This is a genomic window from Bradyrhizobium cajani, assembly GCF_009759665.1.
Taxonomy (GTDB): Bacteria; Pseudomonadota; Alphaproteobacteria; order Rhizobiales; family Xanthobacteraceae; genus Bradyrhizobium; species Bradyrhizobium cajani.
In genome coordinates, this window is the sequence record NZ_WQNE01000005.1 from 1 (window position 1) to 15,123 (window position 15,123).

Genomic DNA, 15,123 nt, shown 5'->3' on the forward strand with positions numbered 1-15,123 from the left:
GGCGGGCGGGCTCGACCACATCCTGGAGACGATCGGGATCGAGCGTACGCGCGCCGAGGCATTGCGCCGCAAGGTCACCGGCGCGCTGCAGTATCCTGCTTTCGTGCTGCTCGCGGCCGGCGGCGTGCTGATCTTCTTCGTGACGTTCGTGCTGCCGCAGTTTTCCGCGGTGCTGCGTGACTTCAACGCGAAGACCGATCCGGTCATCGAGGTCTTCCTCACGCTGTCCGACATCCTGCGCGGCCATGGGTTCGAGGTCGTCGCCGTGGTCGCCATCGCCGTCATCGGCGGCTGGCTGGCCTGGCGCAGGCCGTCCGTTCGCGCCGGCATCGTGACGCAGATCGCGCGACTACCCGTCATCTCGACCGTGGTCGAATTCCATCGTGCGGCGCTGTTCTCGCGCAACCTCGGCATCCTGCTCGGCAGCGGCGTGACGCTGACGGCGACGCTGCGCATCCTGATCGACATCATGACCGCGACCGGCAACGTGTCGGCCTGGGCGGCGATGGCCGATCGCGTGCGGCACGGCGGCAGGCTCGCCGAGGCACTCGCGGCCTCAGCCGTGCTGCCGCCGGTCGCGGTGCGGATGCTGCGGCTCGGCGAGGAGACCGGGCAGTTGCCGACGCTGTCGGGCCGGGTCGCGGAGTTTTACGAGGAAAAGCTGCAGCGGCAGCTCGATCGCGTCGTCGCGATCATCGGACCTGCCGCGATCATCCTGATCAGCGTCGTGGTCGGCGGGCTGATCGTGTCGGTCATGACGGCGCTATTGTCAGTGACGCAAGTTGTCGGTTGAAGAGGGGGAGAGGTGAGATGATCGGCTTTTCGAGGAAGGGCCCGTTCGCTCCGCCGAGGCGTCGCCGGCGGCGTCGGGGCGAAGAAGGTTTTACGCTGGTGGAGATGCTGGTCGTGATCACCATCATCGGCATGATCATGGCGCTGGTCGGTCCGCGGGTGCTCAACTATCTCAGCGAGTCCCGCGTGAAGGCGGCCAAGATCCAGATCCAGAGCTTCAGCAGCGCGCTCGATCTCTTCTATCTCGATGCCGGCCGCTTCCCGACGAGCTCGGAGGGGCTGGGCGCGCTCGCGCATCCCGTGAGCGGTGTGGCGTCCTGGAACGGCCCGTATCTGAAGGGCGGCAACGTTCCCAACGATCCATGGGGCAACCCTTATGTCTACAAGCAGCCCGCAGAACGCGCACCTTACGAAATCCGCTCGCTCGGCTCCGATGGACAGGAAGGCGGAACGGGAACGTCGGCCGATCTCGTCTCCGGTCAGAACTGACACGGGCGAGGCTGGCTTCACGCTGCTGGAAATGGTCTGCGTGCTAGCCATCGTCGCGATGCTCGCGGCCGTGCTGTTGCCGCGCTTTCCGTCGGAGACGTCGCGGCCGCGGCTGGAGGCCTATGCGATCGAGGTCGCGGCGTTGCTCAAGGCTGATCGCAACGCAGCGCTGTCGCACTATGGTGCGGTCAGTGCCGTGGTCGACGCACAGGCACGTATCGTGAGGTCAGGATCCAGCCCGTGGGTCGTCCGGGTACCGCAGGACGTGGTGTTCGATGCGCTGCTGCCGCAACGCTGCAATGGCCGGCCGGCGCTGTCGACCATCAGTTTCTTCGCCAGCGGCATGTCATGCGGCGGCACGATCCGCCTGACGCGGCTCGGCAACGCGATCGAGGTGCGCGTGAACTGGTTGACGGGAGGGGTCGAGATTGTCGCGCAACAGGTTCTCTAGACGTCACGGCGAGGCCGGCTTCACCATGATCGAGGCCGTGGTCGCGCTGGCGCTGGTGACGATCGTGCTGGCCGCGATCGGCACCCTGGTCGCGACCAATTCGCGCGGCGCCTGGAAGCTCGAGCAGCATGCCGCGCTCGTCAATGCCGCGCGCGTCGTCGTCTCGACGCTGCCGCGCGCCGGCGCGCCGATGCCAGACGATCTACGCGGACGGGTCGCCGGCCATCGCTGGCAGATGCGCATGACGCCGTATCTCGATGATGTGCCGGTGGTTCCGGAGTCGCGGTTCATCCCGCAGCGCGTCGAGTTGCGCGTGCAGGCCCCGGGCGGCGCCATGGTATCGTTCGAAACGATCCGTTTGCAGAGCAGGGGCGGGAGCTGATGGCCCACGTCCGGCAATGGCGCGCCGAAGACGGCTTCACGCTGTTCGAGGCCTTGATCGCCCTGGCGCTGATGGGGCTGATCATGGGCGCGCTGGCCTCGGTGACCGGCCAATGGCTGCCGAGCTGGAATCGCGGCATCATTCGCGCCCAGCGCAACGAGCAGGTCGCGGTCGCACTGGACCGGCTCGCGACCGACCTGTCGGCGGCCGATTATGTGACGCGGTCGGACAATCTGCCGCTGTTTCGTGGTGCGGAGCAGAGCGTGATGTTCGTCCGATCCGTGCTTGGCCCGAACGGGCGGCCGGGACTGGAGTTCGTGCGCATCTCCGAGATCAACGACAGAAACGGCCCGGCGCTGGTGCGCATGCGCGCGCCCTTCGTGCTGCTGCCCGCCGGCGATCCCCGGGCAGACCAGGTCCACTTCGCCGATCCCGTCGTGCTGCTGCGCATGCCCTATCGCCTGAGCTTCGCCTATGCCGGCCTCGACGGCAAATGGGGCGGCCGCTGGCTCAATTCGGGCGAACTGCCGGCATCGGTTCGCTTCGACATCAGGGATGTCGAACGCGGCACCGTGATCTCGAGCGCGGCACGAATCCATGTCGAGAAGGGCGCGCCGCGGCCGGATCAGTCGACGCCGGAGACGACGCAACCGAAACCCAACAACGGGCCGACATGATGGACAGTCCGGCCTCTCGACTGAAACGCAAGCTGGCGGCGCAGGACGGCTTCATCGTCGTCGCGACCCTGTGGCTGCTCGCGGGACTGGCGGCGCTTGCGACCGTCGCGTCGGTCTATATCGCGCAATCGGCCAATGCGCTCTCGGCGCTCGACGCGGCGACGCAATGGGAGATGCTGAGCTCGGCCGGGGTCGAGCTTGCCGCCTATCAATTGTCGGCGCCGGCGACGGTGCGGCGTCCGACCCATGGCGGTTTCGGCTTCCGCCTGGCGGGTGCCTCCGTGCGCGTCGAGTACATGTCGGAGTCGGCGCGGATCAATCTCAACATGGCGCCGAGCGCGATGATATCAGGCCTGTTCGCGGCGCTCGGCGCGCCGACTGAAGCGGCGGATGAATATGCCCGGCGCGTCGTCGCCTGGCGGCGTACAGGGAAATCGGACGGACAGGATACGGAGCTGGCGGCTTACAACGCGGCGGGCCTCGCCTACGTGCCGCGACAGGCACCGTTCAGCAGCGCCGATGAGCTGTGGCTGGTGCTCGGCCTCCCGGCCGCGCTGGTCGAGCGTGCCATGCCCTTTGTCACGGTCTTTAGCGGAATGGCGGAGATCAATGTGCTGGATGCTGCCCCGGAGGCGATCGCTGCGCTGCCCGGCATGACGCCGGCCAAGCTCGACGCGTTCCTCAATCAGCGCGCGGACCTGCCGCCCGACAATCCGGAGTTCGTCATCGGTGCGCTCGGCGGACGGCAGCCTGGTGCGACGATATCGGCGAGCGATGCCTATCGCGTGCGCATGCAGATCACGCTGCCGGACGGCCGGCAACGGATGCCGGAGGCGGTGATCCAGATTCCGGGGCCCGGCGAGAAGGAGGCCTTCCGCGTGCTGGCGTGGACGGATGAGGTCGATCCGGAACGGGGAGGGCGGCCCAAGCCGCGGGAGAGCAAATGAGTATTCCCAGTCAGATCGCAGCCGCGTTGTCGCTGTGGATCGACAGCGTTGCGCGCACGGTGAGCACGCGGCTCGAACGCGCGCGCGGGACGCGGCAGATTGCGATCAGCGAGGACGAAGAGGGGGCCCTCACGCTGCGCCTTGCTGCGAAGGCAAGCAAGGATGCCGATCTACCGCCCTGCCGCATCACGCTCGTCGATGGCACGATCAGCGAGCCGCTGCCCGGCGAATGGTCCGCGGCGATGAAAGGGGCGATACTCGATCTGACGCTCCAGCCGTCGCGCTTCGTGTTTCGTCCGCTGGAACTGCCCGGCCGCGCGGTCGAATTCCTCGACGGCATCATTCGCGCCCAGATCGATCGGTTGACGCCGTGGAGCGCAGCGGAAGCCGTGTTTCACTGGACGCCGCCGCAATCGATCGCCGACGACCATGTCGGGCTGACGGTGGTGGCGACGGCGCGCGCCGCGGTGACGTCATTGTCGCAAACCCTCCTCGACTTGGGGGCAGCAGTGGTGGAGATTTCGACTGCCGCCCCCGGGGGGGAGCGGATCGCCGTTCATAGCCAGCGCGTCGGCGGACAGCTCGGCTCGAGGCGCCTTCGCTTCGCGCTGATCGCGGTGCTCGCGACCACTGGCGTGCTGGCGATGCTGTCGGTTGGGCTCGGCGGGATCGTCACCGATTCATACGATGCCGAGCAGCAGCAGATCCAGCGTCGGATCGCCGAGCGGCGTGCGATCGCGCGCGGCGGCCAGGGCGGGGCGGGCAGCTCCGCCCTCGAGCTTCTGGCGCGCCGCAAGCAGACGATGCCGTCGGCCGTGATGGTGCTGGAGGAACTGTCCGGCATCCTGCCTGACCACACCTATGCGACGGAGTTGCGGATCGAAGGCGGCAAGCTTCAGATCACCGGTCTGACCCACGACGCCCCATCGCTGATCCAGCTCCTGGAGCAGTCGCCGCACTTTGCCAGTGCCGGCTTCTTCGCGCCGACGACGCGTGCCGCCAACGAGCCCGGCGAGCGTTTCCACATCGAGACCAGGATCAAGCCGCAGTTCGGGTCAGGCACATGATCAGCATGCAGAAGTTCGAGGGATATCTCACCCGTTTTCCGATCGCCGCGGTCGTCGCCTATGTGGCGCTTGTAGTGTTGTTTGCGTTCACCACGGTGCAGACCGTGATCGAGATCCTGGGCAGCCGCGATGCGGCGGCCGCAAGCGCGGAAATCCTCCAGACGCTGGAAACCCGGCACCCCGCGCAGCGTTCCGCGGCGAGGAGCGACGTCAGCGTTCCCACGGGGTCCCCATTTCTCGAAGGGCAGACGGCCTCGGTCGCGAGCGCCATGCTGCTCCAGCGCGTGCTTGCGGCAACCAGGCGGGTGAACGGCAACACGTTGTCGTCGCAGGTCGACGTCCAGGGACCGCTGGCCAAGTCCGGCTTCGTCTCGGCGACCTTCAACATCGAACTCGCCTCCGCCTCGCTTCAGCCGCTGCTCTATGATCTGGAGGCCGGCATGCCCTTCCTGTTCATCGACGAACTGGTGGTCCAGCCTGCCACGGGCAGCACCGACAAGATGCGTCTTGTCCTCGGCATCTCGGCGCAACGGCAGGCGACGAAGTGAGCGATCAGCCCGGGATTGCAGGAGCGTGCAGGGTCGCTGCCGGCACGCGGCGTGCGACCGGGCTCGTACGAGGTCGGAACAGCAGGAACAGGAGCGACACGCCGAAAGCGTCGCCAAGGCTCAGGAGCTGCGGCTGAAAGAAGGCGCCGAACGCGAGCGCGACCAATCCGGCAAGCCGTGCGCACGCGAAGCGGTGCTCCTGCAGGATCTTGTCCGCCGACCTCAAGGCCTCGGCGGCGGCGCTGGCGAGGGCGGTGGCGAACAGGAAGACGATCATCCCGCCTCCAACAACTCCGAATTCCACGACGGTCTTCAGATAGCCGTTGTGGCCGCCTTCGGCAGGGGTCGCGCGCTTGAATCCAAGGCCGAACGGATGGTCGGTGATCGCCGCGAGCGCGGTGTACCAATATTCGTCGCGTCCTGAAAAACCTGAAGACACGTCCCGGTTCGGATCGTCGAGCGCGAGAATGCTCGCGATGTTCGGCCACAGCAGAATGACCGTGAACAACCCGAGCACCAGCGCCGCGGCCTTCCAGGGCGTAAGCGGTCTGAACGTGAGTTCGTGGACGACCAGGGCAGTGGTGCAGCCGATCACGGCGAAGCGCGAGCTGACCAGCGCCACCATCGCGAAACACAGGATCCTGATGGCGAGGCTGACGAGGCCGGGGCGAAACTGGGAGAAGATGAAGGCAATCATCAGAGGTGCCGCGAACAGGTTCGGCTGAATGCCGCCGACGTTGCGGTTCTCCGGCAGGCCCAGGATCGTAAGAGCCACGACACCGAACAGGCAGAAGACGACGGACGCGATGGTGAGGCCGTGCGCCAGATCGTCCGGCTCCAGCGTCCACAGCACAGACAGCGCCAGGGCCGCGACGAGCAGGAGAGTGGTATAGCAAATACCGACGAACGCTGTGCCCTCGTCTCCCTGCAATTGCAGGCAGAGCGAGACGAAGATGATGACGATAATCGCGGCCTGCGCGAGGCTCAGCCGCCCGAGGCTGTAGACCAGGCCGAACGGGCGTGTCAGGGCCACGCTCGTCAGGAACAGCGCCAGGCCCGCGATTTGGCCGAGTAGCACGTTGCCGCCCGATCCGAACGCGGTCGGCGCGTCCACATAATCCTCGTTCAGCCCAATCATGGGGAAGCACAGCAGGCCGCACCACGCCCAAAGCGATAGCAGGACGACGACTGTCCGAGCGCGGTCGGCGCGCAGGCCAGGGCGAGGGCCTGTAAAGGCATCGGCGGTCATCGGGTTACGCTCCCGAGACACGGATGTGGTCTGGCGGCAAGCCAGCCCGATGCCGTTCCATCATCGAGACGTAGGCCGCCTCGAGATCGCGCGCGTGCTGGGCGGTATCGAAGAGCGGTGTCCGCAACCGGTTGAGGGCGAGCTTGGCCCTGAGCGCTGCGAGCTTCTGCGGATCGCGTGCCAGCGCGATCGCGAGGTCCTCGTAATCCGCCGAAGACGTCGTGACGAGCTCCGGCAGTCGGATGGCATTCAGCAGGCTCGCGCCGACGCGGCCTGCGAAGGCCTCGCCTAGCAAGGTCAGCACCGGCAGGCAGGTCCAGAGCGCATCGCTTGCCGTGGTGTGGGCGCCGTAAGGAAGTGTATCGAGAAAGAGATCGGCGCAGCGATGCCGGGCCAGATGCTCCGGCGTCGGGAGCCGGCCGGCAAAGACAAGACGCTGCGGTGCGACGCCGCGTGCTGCGGCCTCGCGGCGCAGATTTTCCGCCGCCTTCGAATTGTCCTCGAACAGCCACAGCACGCTGTTCTCCACGGCGGTCAGGATCCGCATCCAGCAGGAGAAGACGTCAGGCGTGATCTTGTAATTGTCGTTGAAGCAGCAAAAGACGAATGCGTCCTCGGGAAGCCCATGCGCCGCGCGATCGGCCGGGACATCGGCGATGGCGCGGGTGCGGTCGTTCGCCTGGTAGCTCTCGGGAAGCCAGACGAGTTTCTCGGCGTAGGCCTTGGCATCGTGCTCGGGGACGACATGCCGGTCGGCGATGATGTAGTCGATGAAGTCGGTGCCGATGGTGCCGGGGAAGCCGAGATAGTTGACCTGGATCGGAGCGGGGCGCATCGCAAGGATGCCAGTGCGCGCATCCTGAGTAAATCCCTTCAGGTCGACCAGAATATCGATCTCCAAACTCTTAGCGAGTTCGGCAATTTCGGCGTCACCGATCGGTCTTGCGTCGATGAACCGATCGAAGCCGGCCTCGATCCGCCGCCGCATGTCCGAGCCGTCGTCGGGGCCAATCGAGATCGCGGTAACTTCGAAACGCCCCCTATCGTGATGCTCGAACACGCCCGCCATGAGTTGCGCGGTCGCGTGCTGGTGAAAATCGGCGGAAAGATAGGCCAGCCGAATGCGGTCGTGATCGTAGCGTTCGCCACGCCAGACTGGGACGCTCGGGCGACGGAAGTTGTGTGCGATCCATGACCGAGCGCATGCGAGCTGTTCGGCCGGCGTGGACGGCACGGCGACGAGCATGAAGGGCGAGATGATCTTGCCGTCTCGGACCGACGCGCGCAGCGAGGTGCAGGCTGCGTCAAAGCCGCTCCAGTCGCACAGGTGCATCTTCACCCGCAGGCATGCGGCCGCCACCGACGGCTGATCCGGATTGAGTGCGAGAGTCCTGGTCCAGGCGGCAAGCGCCTCGTCGTAACGCTTTTCGAGATAAGCGACCTGGCCCTTGGCCAGCCACGCTCCCGCAAGGTTCGGGGTGAGCGCGATGGCGCGGTCGATCGCTGCCAGTGCATCGTTGTGTCGACCCAGCGAAAGCGCCAAGGTTCCGCGGCCGAGCCAGGCCTCGGCGAAATCTGCATCGGTGGCGATGGCGCGGTCGAATGCGGCTTCCGCGTCCTGCTGGCGTCCAGAGCGAAGGAGAACATTGCCCTGGCCGCACCAGGTCGATGCGAGCTGCGGCCGGGCTGCGAGCGCACGGCCGTAGGCGGCTTCGGCGTCCTCGAGGCGGTGGAGTTCGAGCAGCGCATTGCCGCGACCGACCCAGGCCTCCGCGAGGTCAGGGCGGAGCTTCAGGGCTTGATCCGCCGCGACCAGCGCCTCTTCCCGACGGCCGAGCTGGATCAGGGTATAGCAGCGGCCGAGCGAAGCCTCGGCGTAATCGGGCCGGTGCGTGAGCGCGTTGTCGTAGGAGAGCAGCGCATCGCTATGGCGGCCGTTTGTGAAGTGGATCGTGCCGATGTCGAGATGGGCCTCCGCGAGTTGCGGCTGCAGCCGCAGCGCGCGGTCATAGGCGGCAAGCGCCGGCTCGTATTGCCGCGTCTTTGCCAGCGCCGAGCCGAGCATGAAGTGTGCCGGTAAATGATGAGGATGGTGCGCTGCCAGCCGGGTCAACTGCTCAATCGCCTCGGCATGGCGGCCAAGCGCCAGGTAGGCGGCCGCACTTGCATGCAGGAGCCCCAGGCTATTGGGCGAGAATTGCAGACCGTGTTGGCATAACCGGACAAGCTCGTCATGCTCGCCTGCCCGATGCAGGACGGCCGCATAGTTCTCGATGAACTGCACTTCGACCGGCTTGGCCTCCAGCGACCGCTTCATCAAGAGCTTGGCGCGCTCAATGTTTCCGGAAGCAGCCTCTGCCACGCCGAGGAAATGGACGGCATGAAGATTGTTCGGGTTGGTCTTGATGATACGCTGATACAGCTTGGCGGCGCCGGCGATATCCCCCTTGTTATGCAAGGAGAGCGCCCGATCCAGTATCTGTGCCTCGTCACGCATCGGTCAAACAACGCCCGTCGGATGTGCGGCCACCCGGCCGACCCCGTCCTCTACTTCGGCAATTGCACAGGACTGTGACATGCGATGGTTCCGCGCGATGCAAGCGACAGAATGATGACGCCGATGCGCAGGGAAGCGGCAATAACACAACAGATGCAAACGTTACGTTGCATCTACCGCACGTTCTGTTAAGAGCCTGCGCGGCGCATGTGGTTGGGAGGCGGCCGTGTCGTTGATGTCGAATAGATATGTCCTTCAGCTCCGGCGCGTGGCGCGTGCCGCCGGCGTGCCGCGGATGATCGGCCGCTTCACGAAGGATTACGAGAGCCCATTCTCGAAGCAGCTCATGCTGGCATGCCGCCAGGGTGACGTGGTGTGGGACGTCGGCGCCAATGTCGGGCTCTACACGACCAGCTTTTCAGACTGGGTCGGCCCCTCCGGCAAGGTCTTTGCGTTCGAGCCCGACGCCATGAACCTGCCCAAGCTGCGGTCTGCCTGCGGCGAACGGCAGAATGTCGAGATCTGTGCGTTCGGCCTGTCGGAGAAGACCGAGCGAAGGAGCTTTCTCGGCGACGGCGGCGACGGCACCACCTCGCGCGTGCTCCAGCCAGGCGAGCCAGTTCCTCAAGGGGCTGTCGAGGTGGAATTGCAAACCGGCGACGACGCGGTTCGAGCCGGCAAGGCGCAATTTCCGAACGTCATCAAGATTGATGTCGAGGGGCACGAATTGTCGGTGCTGAAGGGATTGCAGGGGTCGCTTCCGGACAAGCGCCTGCGCAGCGTCTTCGTCGAGGTGCATTTCGGCATTCTCGACCGCAGCGGCCGCGCCGACGACCCGAAGCGGATCGAGGAGATTCTGAAGCGCAGTGGATTCAAATTGAGCTGGACCGACGCCTCGCACATCTTCGCCGCCAGACCGGCGTGATTGGCGGTTCGCAGCTGGGGATTCAACGCATGCTTCCAAAGCAATCACGGCACAGCGAGACGGAGCGCTCGGACCTCCCTGGCGCGTGCCTGTTCTGCGAGCATCCGCAACCGACCTACTGGTTCTCGAAACGATCCAAGCACAACGGTCGGCCATATCCGCTTTTCAGATGCTCGAATTGCGGCGGCGCTTTCGTATTTCCTGTTCCAAGCGAACAGGAGCTGCACGACTTCTACACGAGCCCGCAGAGTGCATTGGAGGTCAGTCTCCGCGCCGACGACCCGCTGGATCAGTACAACCAGGCAATCCAGGAAGAGGTCGAATTTCCGAACTCCACCCTCGACGCCAAGCGGATCGCCGATAACCTGAAGCGCTTGGCTCCCGGGACGCGAGCGCTCGATGTCGGCAGCGGCTACGGTTTCTTCTCCCGGGCGCTGGCGGAGGCGGGCTTCTCTGTCGATGCGATCGAGCTGGGAGAGGCATCGCGAAAGATTCATGCGCGAATGAACGGCTTCGAGCCGAAGGCTGAACCCTTCAATTCGGATTTCGCCGGGAGAAATGCAGCGAGCTACGATGCGATCCTCCTGTCGCAGGTTCTCGAGCACCTGCCGATGGACGCCGACCCGATCAAGAGCTTGCATGTCCTGCTCAGGACGAACGGGGTCTGCGCGATCGCGATCCCGCATTTCCGCTCCTATCTGTCGATCCTTCAGGGCAAGGGCGACATGTTCATTTCGCCGCCGGAGCACCTGAACTATTTCACCGTGAAGGGGTTGAGCGATGCGTTCGCGAGCCGCGGCTTTCAGACGATCAAATGCGAAACGGTGAGCAGGTTTGACTATCGGAAGTTCAAGAAGAGGTTCGGATCGCTCTCGCCGATGCCTTCGCTGGCCCTGAAAGGCTTCTTGGGGTTTTCAGCGCTCATGGACAAGGGCATGTTCATCAACGGCTACTTCAGAAAGCTGTAGGCGCACTCAGACGTCGAAGCCGGTGAGGCGGCGGACCTCTGCGCGCATCTCCGCCCGGTCCTTGATATGCGCGACCGCAGCCTCCAGCTCTGCGACCTTGGCGCCGACCAGGAAGCGGTACCAGAGACCCTGTAGTCCGTGATAGATGAGGCCTTCCTTGCCATCGAGAAATCCGAGCTGGAAGATCAGGCGATACAGGAAATAGGACGGCGCGCTGATCTGATAGGGGAGCCGGTTGTACAGCCGCTCCTTGATCCAGCGCTTGATGGCGGCCTGGCGTGAACCTTCCTTCGCCGTCAGCTCCACATCGCTTTTGAACAATTTGTGACGCCCGTTGAGGACCTCGATCGCCTCGCGCGTGGCGTATTTGTTGTGCTTGTCGGTGAAGGACGTCAGGTCGCTGAGGTTGTGGTCGGCGAAGCCGCCGTCGAACGTTACGGTGCGGCCGCCCCACACGATCACGTGCTCGTCCATCCAGCGGTCTTCGACACGGCCGTGGCCGCGGCGCCAGATCCGCAGCAGCACCAGCGGATAGCGGCCGCCGTGACGGATCCAGCGGCCGAGAAAGATGTGCTTGCGCTTGAGGCTGATCCCGACGACGTCGTCGCCAAGGCGCGGCAGCTCGCCGCGGATCCTGGCCGCGAGATCAGCCTCGATCACCTCGTCGGCGTCGAGCCGCATGATCCACGCGGCGGTGATTGGGGCATTGTCGAGCGCCCACTGGAATTGCCTGGCCTGGTTGACAAACCTGTTCTGCAAGACGGTCGCGCCATGCGCCCGTGCCAGCTCGATCGTTCGATCGGTCGAGAAGCTGTCGACAACGATGGTCTCGGTTGCGATGCCGGCAACGGAGGCGAGGGCTCGTGCGATGTGGCGCTCTTCGTTGTACGTCAGGATGACGACGGCAAGGCTCATGGACCCACTCGCTTTCATCGCGCTCGCCGATGATCTTCAATCTGTCATACAGGATCGTGCCCGATCCAGACATGTTTCGCATCGTCTACGGGCCTAACTGCACAAGACTGTGACAAACGCCTTGCCGCGACCGCCGGCTTCGCCAAGAGCGGTGCTGTTCGAGTGATATCTATCACACGAGCCGTTATGCCTGCTGTGAGGGGTATCAATCCACAGGACGTTGGGCTACATCAGCGCTGCCAACGGGCGAATGGGACGCGGTCCTCTGAAGATGCCATGGTCGAAACGAGTGCAGCGAGCTCCAGCCCCGCCGAAAGAGGCGATCCATCTCCGCCCGCAACGGGCCGGTTTGGCGCTCGGCTGAGACCTGTCGCGGGCCGGTGGTCGCAGATCGTCAATATCTGCCTGCTGGTCGCCGGGCTCGCACTTGGCCAGGGGACGATCTTCATCGTCCAGACCGTGCTCCTGGCAGCAGGTGAATACGAACTGCTTGCCGCATTCGCCACGCATTATTCCTTTGCCATCCTGGGCATCATCGTCGTGGATGCCGGTGCGAACATCACGCTTGCGCGGGCGGTCGTTCGACTGTCGGCCGAGGACAGGCCGCACGCCGAGGCGTGGCAGATGTTTTGCGATACCAGCGTCATCAGGCTCCTCACAGCTCTGGTGATCGGTGCGGCTGCCACGCTCTACGTCCTGGTATTCTCATCTGACGGGTTTTCGCGATGGTATGTGATGTCGGCATTGCCGGGATTGCTGCTGTGGTCCGTCAACGGCGTCGGTTTGCTTGACGGACAGAAGTTGAGCGGCATCAGCGGGATGACGGGGGCGATCGCCTACGTCACCAGCGCGGTCGGCTTGATGCTGGCAATGCGCGGGTCACACGAGGCTGCCGGCGCGATCCTGGGTGGTGCCTTCTCGATCGGATATCTCGTGACGCTGATCGCGCAATGGGCGGTGCTGGCCGGCAGAGGCTGGCACCCGCAGCTGCACAAGCCGACGTGGGCGGGATTGACGCAAGCGCTCAAGGACGGCTGCGCTCTTTCATTCCAGATCGTGCCGGGCCAGATCAACATGCGCGTCCAGCTCGTCCTGAGCGCCGCCTATCTTGGTGCGGAGACGACCGCGCTGTTCGTCTACGCCAAGCAGATCGTGACGGCGGCGACCCAGGTCCTGCAGTTTGTCCTGCGGGTCGAATTTCCGGGCCTGGTCGAAAAATTGTCGGGTGCCGGCAGGCAGGGCCTCGCCGGCATCATTGGGGCGCAGAAGCTAACGCTCTTTTGCGCGGTGATGTTTTCGGTCGGCGCGACCGCGGTTGCCGGCATCGTGGCGGTGGTGTCGGAAGGCGGCCTGCATCGGGCGGCGGTCGTCATTGCGGGCTTCGCGCCGACGATCCTGACGGTGGCCCTGTTGCAGATGACCTGGCAAGGCCTGGCTGCGCTGGGAGCCTACGCCGCATCGGCCTGGGCCCTCGCCATCGGCGCGGCGGCAGGTATCGCGGCGAGCTACCTGCTGGTCTCGCAGCTTCACGTCTTTGCTTTCGCGGCGGCGGAGGTGGTGTTGAACCTGACGACGCTCTATGTCGGGTTTCGATATCTGCGCCGTTAGCGCCGATCTCATTCTTTTCCCGAGCCGACGCCCCGCGCCTGGGGACGCATCGACGGCCTCGAAAACAGCCGGCCCGGGGTATCCGACCGCCGACGGCTGCCGGTCGCGACATGCTCGATCGTTCGAACCGGTATCGCCGGCTGCGGGACGCGGTGACCGGCCGCGGCGGCACGCTGCGGAAGCGCCATGAATTCGCGTTCGAGCGAACGGATGATCGAGATGCGATCCCATTTCTGCTCGGCGCGCGCGCGGGCGACCGCGCCGAGGCTTGCGCGCAAGGGAGCGTCCTTGGCGAGCGCAACGACGGCGGCGGCAAGCGCGCCGGCATCGCCCGGCGCAACGACGAGGCCAGCGCCATCGACCTCGGTCGCGACACCCGTACCCGGTTCGGCCATCGCGATCAGCGGACGGCCCGAGGCCAGCATGCCCGCCAGCTTCGACGGCAGCACCAGATCGGTGATCTCGACCTTCTGCGGCAGGAGCTGAATGTCGGCGGTGTTGAGCAGCTCGGAGACGCGGTCGAGCGGCTGAAGGTCGAGGAATTTGACGTTGGGCAAGTCCCCGGCCATCTGCACCAGGGTCGGCTTGACCGGGCCGTTACCGCAGAGAACGAATTTCACCGCGGGATGACTGTCTTTCAGCGCCGTTGCGGCTTCGACGATCAGCTCCAGTCCCTGCTTGTTCGACATGGCCCCCGAATAAAGTGCAACGATGTCGCTCGGCGCGAGCCCAAGCTCTGTGCGGAACCGAGTTTGATTGTCGCCGGGCACGACGAGGCTGGTATCGATCCAGTTGCGGAATTCGCGCAGCCGGGCCGGCGCGATGCCCTTGTGCTCGAGGCGCCCCATCATTTGTGGTGAGATGGTCGAAACCCGGTGGAAAGCCCGCAGAATCCAGCGTTCCACCACAGCCATCAGCCTGCGTGTCGCGCCGCTGCGGAGCAGGCCGACTTCGAAAGCGGCGTCGACCTCGAGATCCTGGACGTGAACCCAGGACGATGCGCCGGATATTCTGGCGGCGAGGGCCGCCATTGGGGCGGACAGCAGCGACGGTGCCACCACGAACACGATATCCGGCCGCCACCGCAGCGCGCTCGACAGCATCGGAAACGCGGCCGAAATCAGGAACGAGGCATGGTGGAGCATGCGCTTCGCGCCCGACGGCACCCGGGGCACGTAGATCGGCGCCCTGATAACATCGACATCGTTGACTCGTTCGCGATGATACCATGCCGAACGATACGCAGCGGGAACGCTCCAGTCGGGATAATAGGGCGGGGCGGTGACCACACGCACCTCATGCCCCCAATCGGCGAGGCTCTCGCAGAACTCGGTGGTGTATTTCGCAACGCCGATCAGATCAGGGGCATAGTTGATGCCCACCACCAGGACCCGCATGACCGCCCTCATTTCCGCGATCGAAGCGCGAAGCTTCGACCGGCCCGATAAATCCCGGCCCGCCGAGCCGGATAGGGGTTCGGTCATGGCGCCTGCAGGCGGAAACGGGACTGGAGGTGAAACCGGGTCCGGGAGGACCCAGGGTCGACCTCAGCGTGTTCCCTTCTGCATGTTGGCGTGCCTGATATCATTTAGCATGTGACAGTATCAC

At 65.0% G+C, this 15,123-nt stretch carries 15 protein-coding genes; 11 read left to right on the top strand and 4 right to left on the bottom strand.

Features of this window, described 5'->3' with window-relative positions:
- From GPL20_RS08380 to gspM, 8 genes are all read left to right on the top strand, one after another.
- Positions 1 to 793 (top strand): type II secretion system F family protein (locus tag GPL20_RS08380; RefSeq protein ID WP_157329143.1); only part of this gene is annotated, 793 nt, incomplete at its 5' end.
- A 17-nt stretch (positions 794 to 810) separates the two neighbouring features.
- Positions 811 to 1,281, top strand: coding sequence for a type II secretion system major pseudopilin GspG (gene gspG, locus GPL20_RS08385; RefSeq protein WP_157329144.1), 471 nt, complete (start codon positions 811 to 813; stop codon positions 1,279 to 1,281).
- The gene (locus GPL20_RS08390; protein WP_157329145.1) at positions 1,226 to 1,732 is read left to right on the top strand and encodes a prepilin-type N-terminal cleavage/methylation domain-containing protein; all 507 of its coding nucleotides are present in this window, start codon (positions 1,226 to 1,228) and stop codon (positions 1,730 to 1,732) included. The genes gspG and GPL20_RS08390 overlap by 56 nt, the downstream gene beginning before the upstream one ends.
- The gene (locus GPL20_RS08395; RefSeq protein ID WP_157329146.1) at positions 1,710 to 2,114 is read left to right on the top strand and encodes a prepilin-type N-terminal cleavage/methylation domain-containing protein; all 405 of its coding nucleotides are present in this window, start codon (positions 1,710 to 1,712) and stop codon (positions 2,112 to 2,114) included. The genes GPL20_RS08390 and GPL20_RS08395 overlap by 23 nt, the downstream gene beginning before the upstream one ends.
- Positions 2,114 to 2,791, top strand: a complete 678-nt coding sequence (locus GPL20_RS08400) for a PulJ/GspJ family protein (protein WP_157329147.1) — start codon at positions 2,114 to 2,116, stop codon at positions 2,789 to 2,791. Before GPL20_RS08395 ends, GPL20_RS08400 begins: the two co-directional genes overlap by 1 nt.
- Positions 2,788 to 3,738, top strand: coding sequence for a type II secretion system minor pseudopilin (locus GPL20_RS08405; protein WP_246250168.1), 951 nt, complete (start codon positions 2,788 to 2,790; stop codon positions 3,736 to 3,738). Before GPL20_RS08400 ends, GPL20_RS08405 begins: the two co-directional genes overlap by 4 nt.
- Positions 3,735 to 4,805, top strand: coding sequence for a PilN domain-containing protein (locus GPL20_RS08410; protein ID WP_157329148.1), 1,071 nt, complete (start codon positions 3,735 to 3,737; stop codon positions 4,803 to 4,805). Before GPL20_RS08405 ends, GPL20_RS08410 begins: the two co-directional genes overlap by 4 nt.
- Positions 4,802 to 5,353, top strand: a complete 552-nt coding sequence (gene gspM, locus GPL20_RS08415; protein ID WP_246250170.1) for a type II secretion system protein GspM — start codon at positions 4,802 to 4,804, stop codon at positions 5,351 to 5,353. Before GPL20_RS08410 ends, gspM begins: the two co-directional genes overlap by 4 nt.
- A 4-nt stretch (positions 5,354 to 5,357) precedes the next feature.
- Here the strand turns inward: gspM and GPL20_RS08420 are convergent, their stop codons facing one another.
- Both GPL20_RS08420 and GPL20_RS08425 read right to left on the bottom strand, forming a co-directional pair.
- Positions 5,358 to 6,602, bottom strand: coding sequence for an O-antigen ligase family protein (locus GPL20_RS08420; protein ID WP_157329149.1), 1,245 nt, complete (start codon positions 6,600 to 6,602; stop codon positions 5,358 to 5,360).
- A 4-nt stretch (positions 6,603 to 6,606) separates the two neighbouring features.
- Positions 6,607 to 9,099, bottom strand: coding sequence for a tetratricopeptide repeat protein (locus GPL20_RS08425; protein WP_157329150.1), 2,493 nt, complete (start codon positions 9,097 to 9,099; stop codon positions 6,607 to 6,609).
- A gap of 235 nt (positions 9,100 to 9,334) precedes the next feature.
- On the opposite strand from GPL20_RS08425, the gene GPL20_RS08430 reads away from it, so the two are divergent.
- Together GPL20_RS08430 and GPL20_RS08435 are read left to right on the top strand one after the other, a co-directional pair.
- Positions 9,335 to 10,024: an FkbM family methyltransferase gene (locus tag GPL20_RS08430; RefSeq protein ID WP_246250204.1), complete on the top strand. Its 690-nt coding sequence runs from the start codon at positions 9,335 to 9,337 to the stop codon at positions 10,022 to 10,024.
- Positions 10,021 to 10,992, top strand: coding sequence for a class I SAM-dependent methyltransferase (locus GPL20_RS08435; protein WP_157329152.1), 972 nt, complete (start codon positions 10,021 to 10,023; stop codon positions 10,990 to 10,992). The genes GPL20_RS08430 and GPL20_RS08435 overlap by 4 nt, the downstream gene beginning before the upstream one ends.
- Positions 10,993 to 10,998: 6 nt before the next feature.
- Here the strand turns inward: GPL20_RS08435 and GPL20_RS08440 are convergent, their stop codons facing one another.
- Complete coding sequence (locus GPL20_RS08440; protein ID WP_157329153.1) at positions 10,999 to 11,907, bottom strand: glycosyltransferase family 2 protein; 909 nt, start codon at positions 11,905 to 11,907, stop codon at positions 10,999 to 11,001.
- 276 nt (positions 11,908 to 12,183) lie between these two features.
- Between GPL20_RS08440 and GPL20_RS08445 the strand changes: the two genes are divergently transcribed.
- The gene (locus GPL20_RS08445) at positions 12,184 to 13,515 is read left to right on the top strand and encodes a hypothetical protein (RefSeq protein ID WP_157329154.1); all 1,332 of its coding nucleotides are present in this window, start codon (positions 12,184 to 12,186) and stop codon (positions 13,513 to 13,515) included.
- 8 nt (positions 13,516 to 13,523) lie between these two features.
- Here the strand turns inward: GPL20_RS08445 and GPL20_RS08450 are convergent, their stop codons facing one another.
- A complete protein-coding gene (locus GPL20_RS08450; protein WP_157329155.1) occupies positions 13,524 to 14,912 on the bottom strand; it encodes a WcaI family glycosyltransferase in 1,389 nt (462 codons plus the stop codon).
- Positions 14,913 to 15,123: the final 211 nt, after the last annotated feature.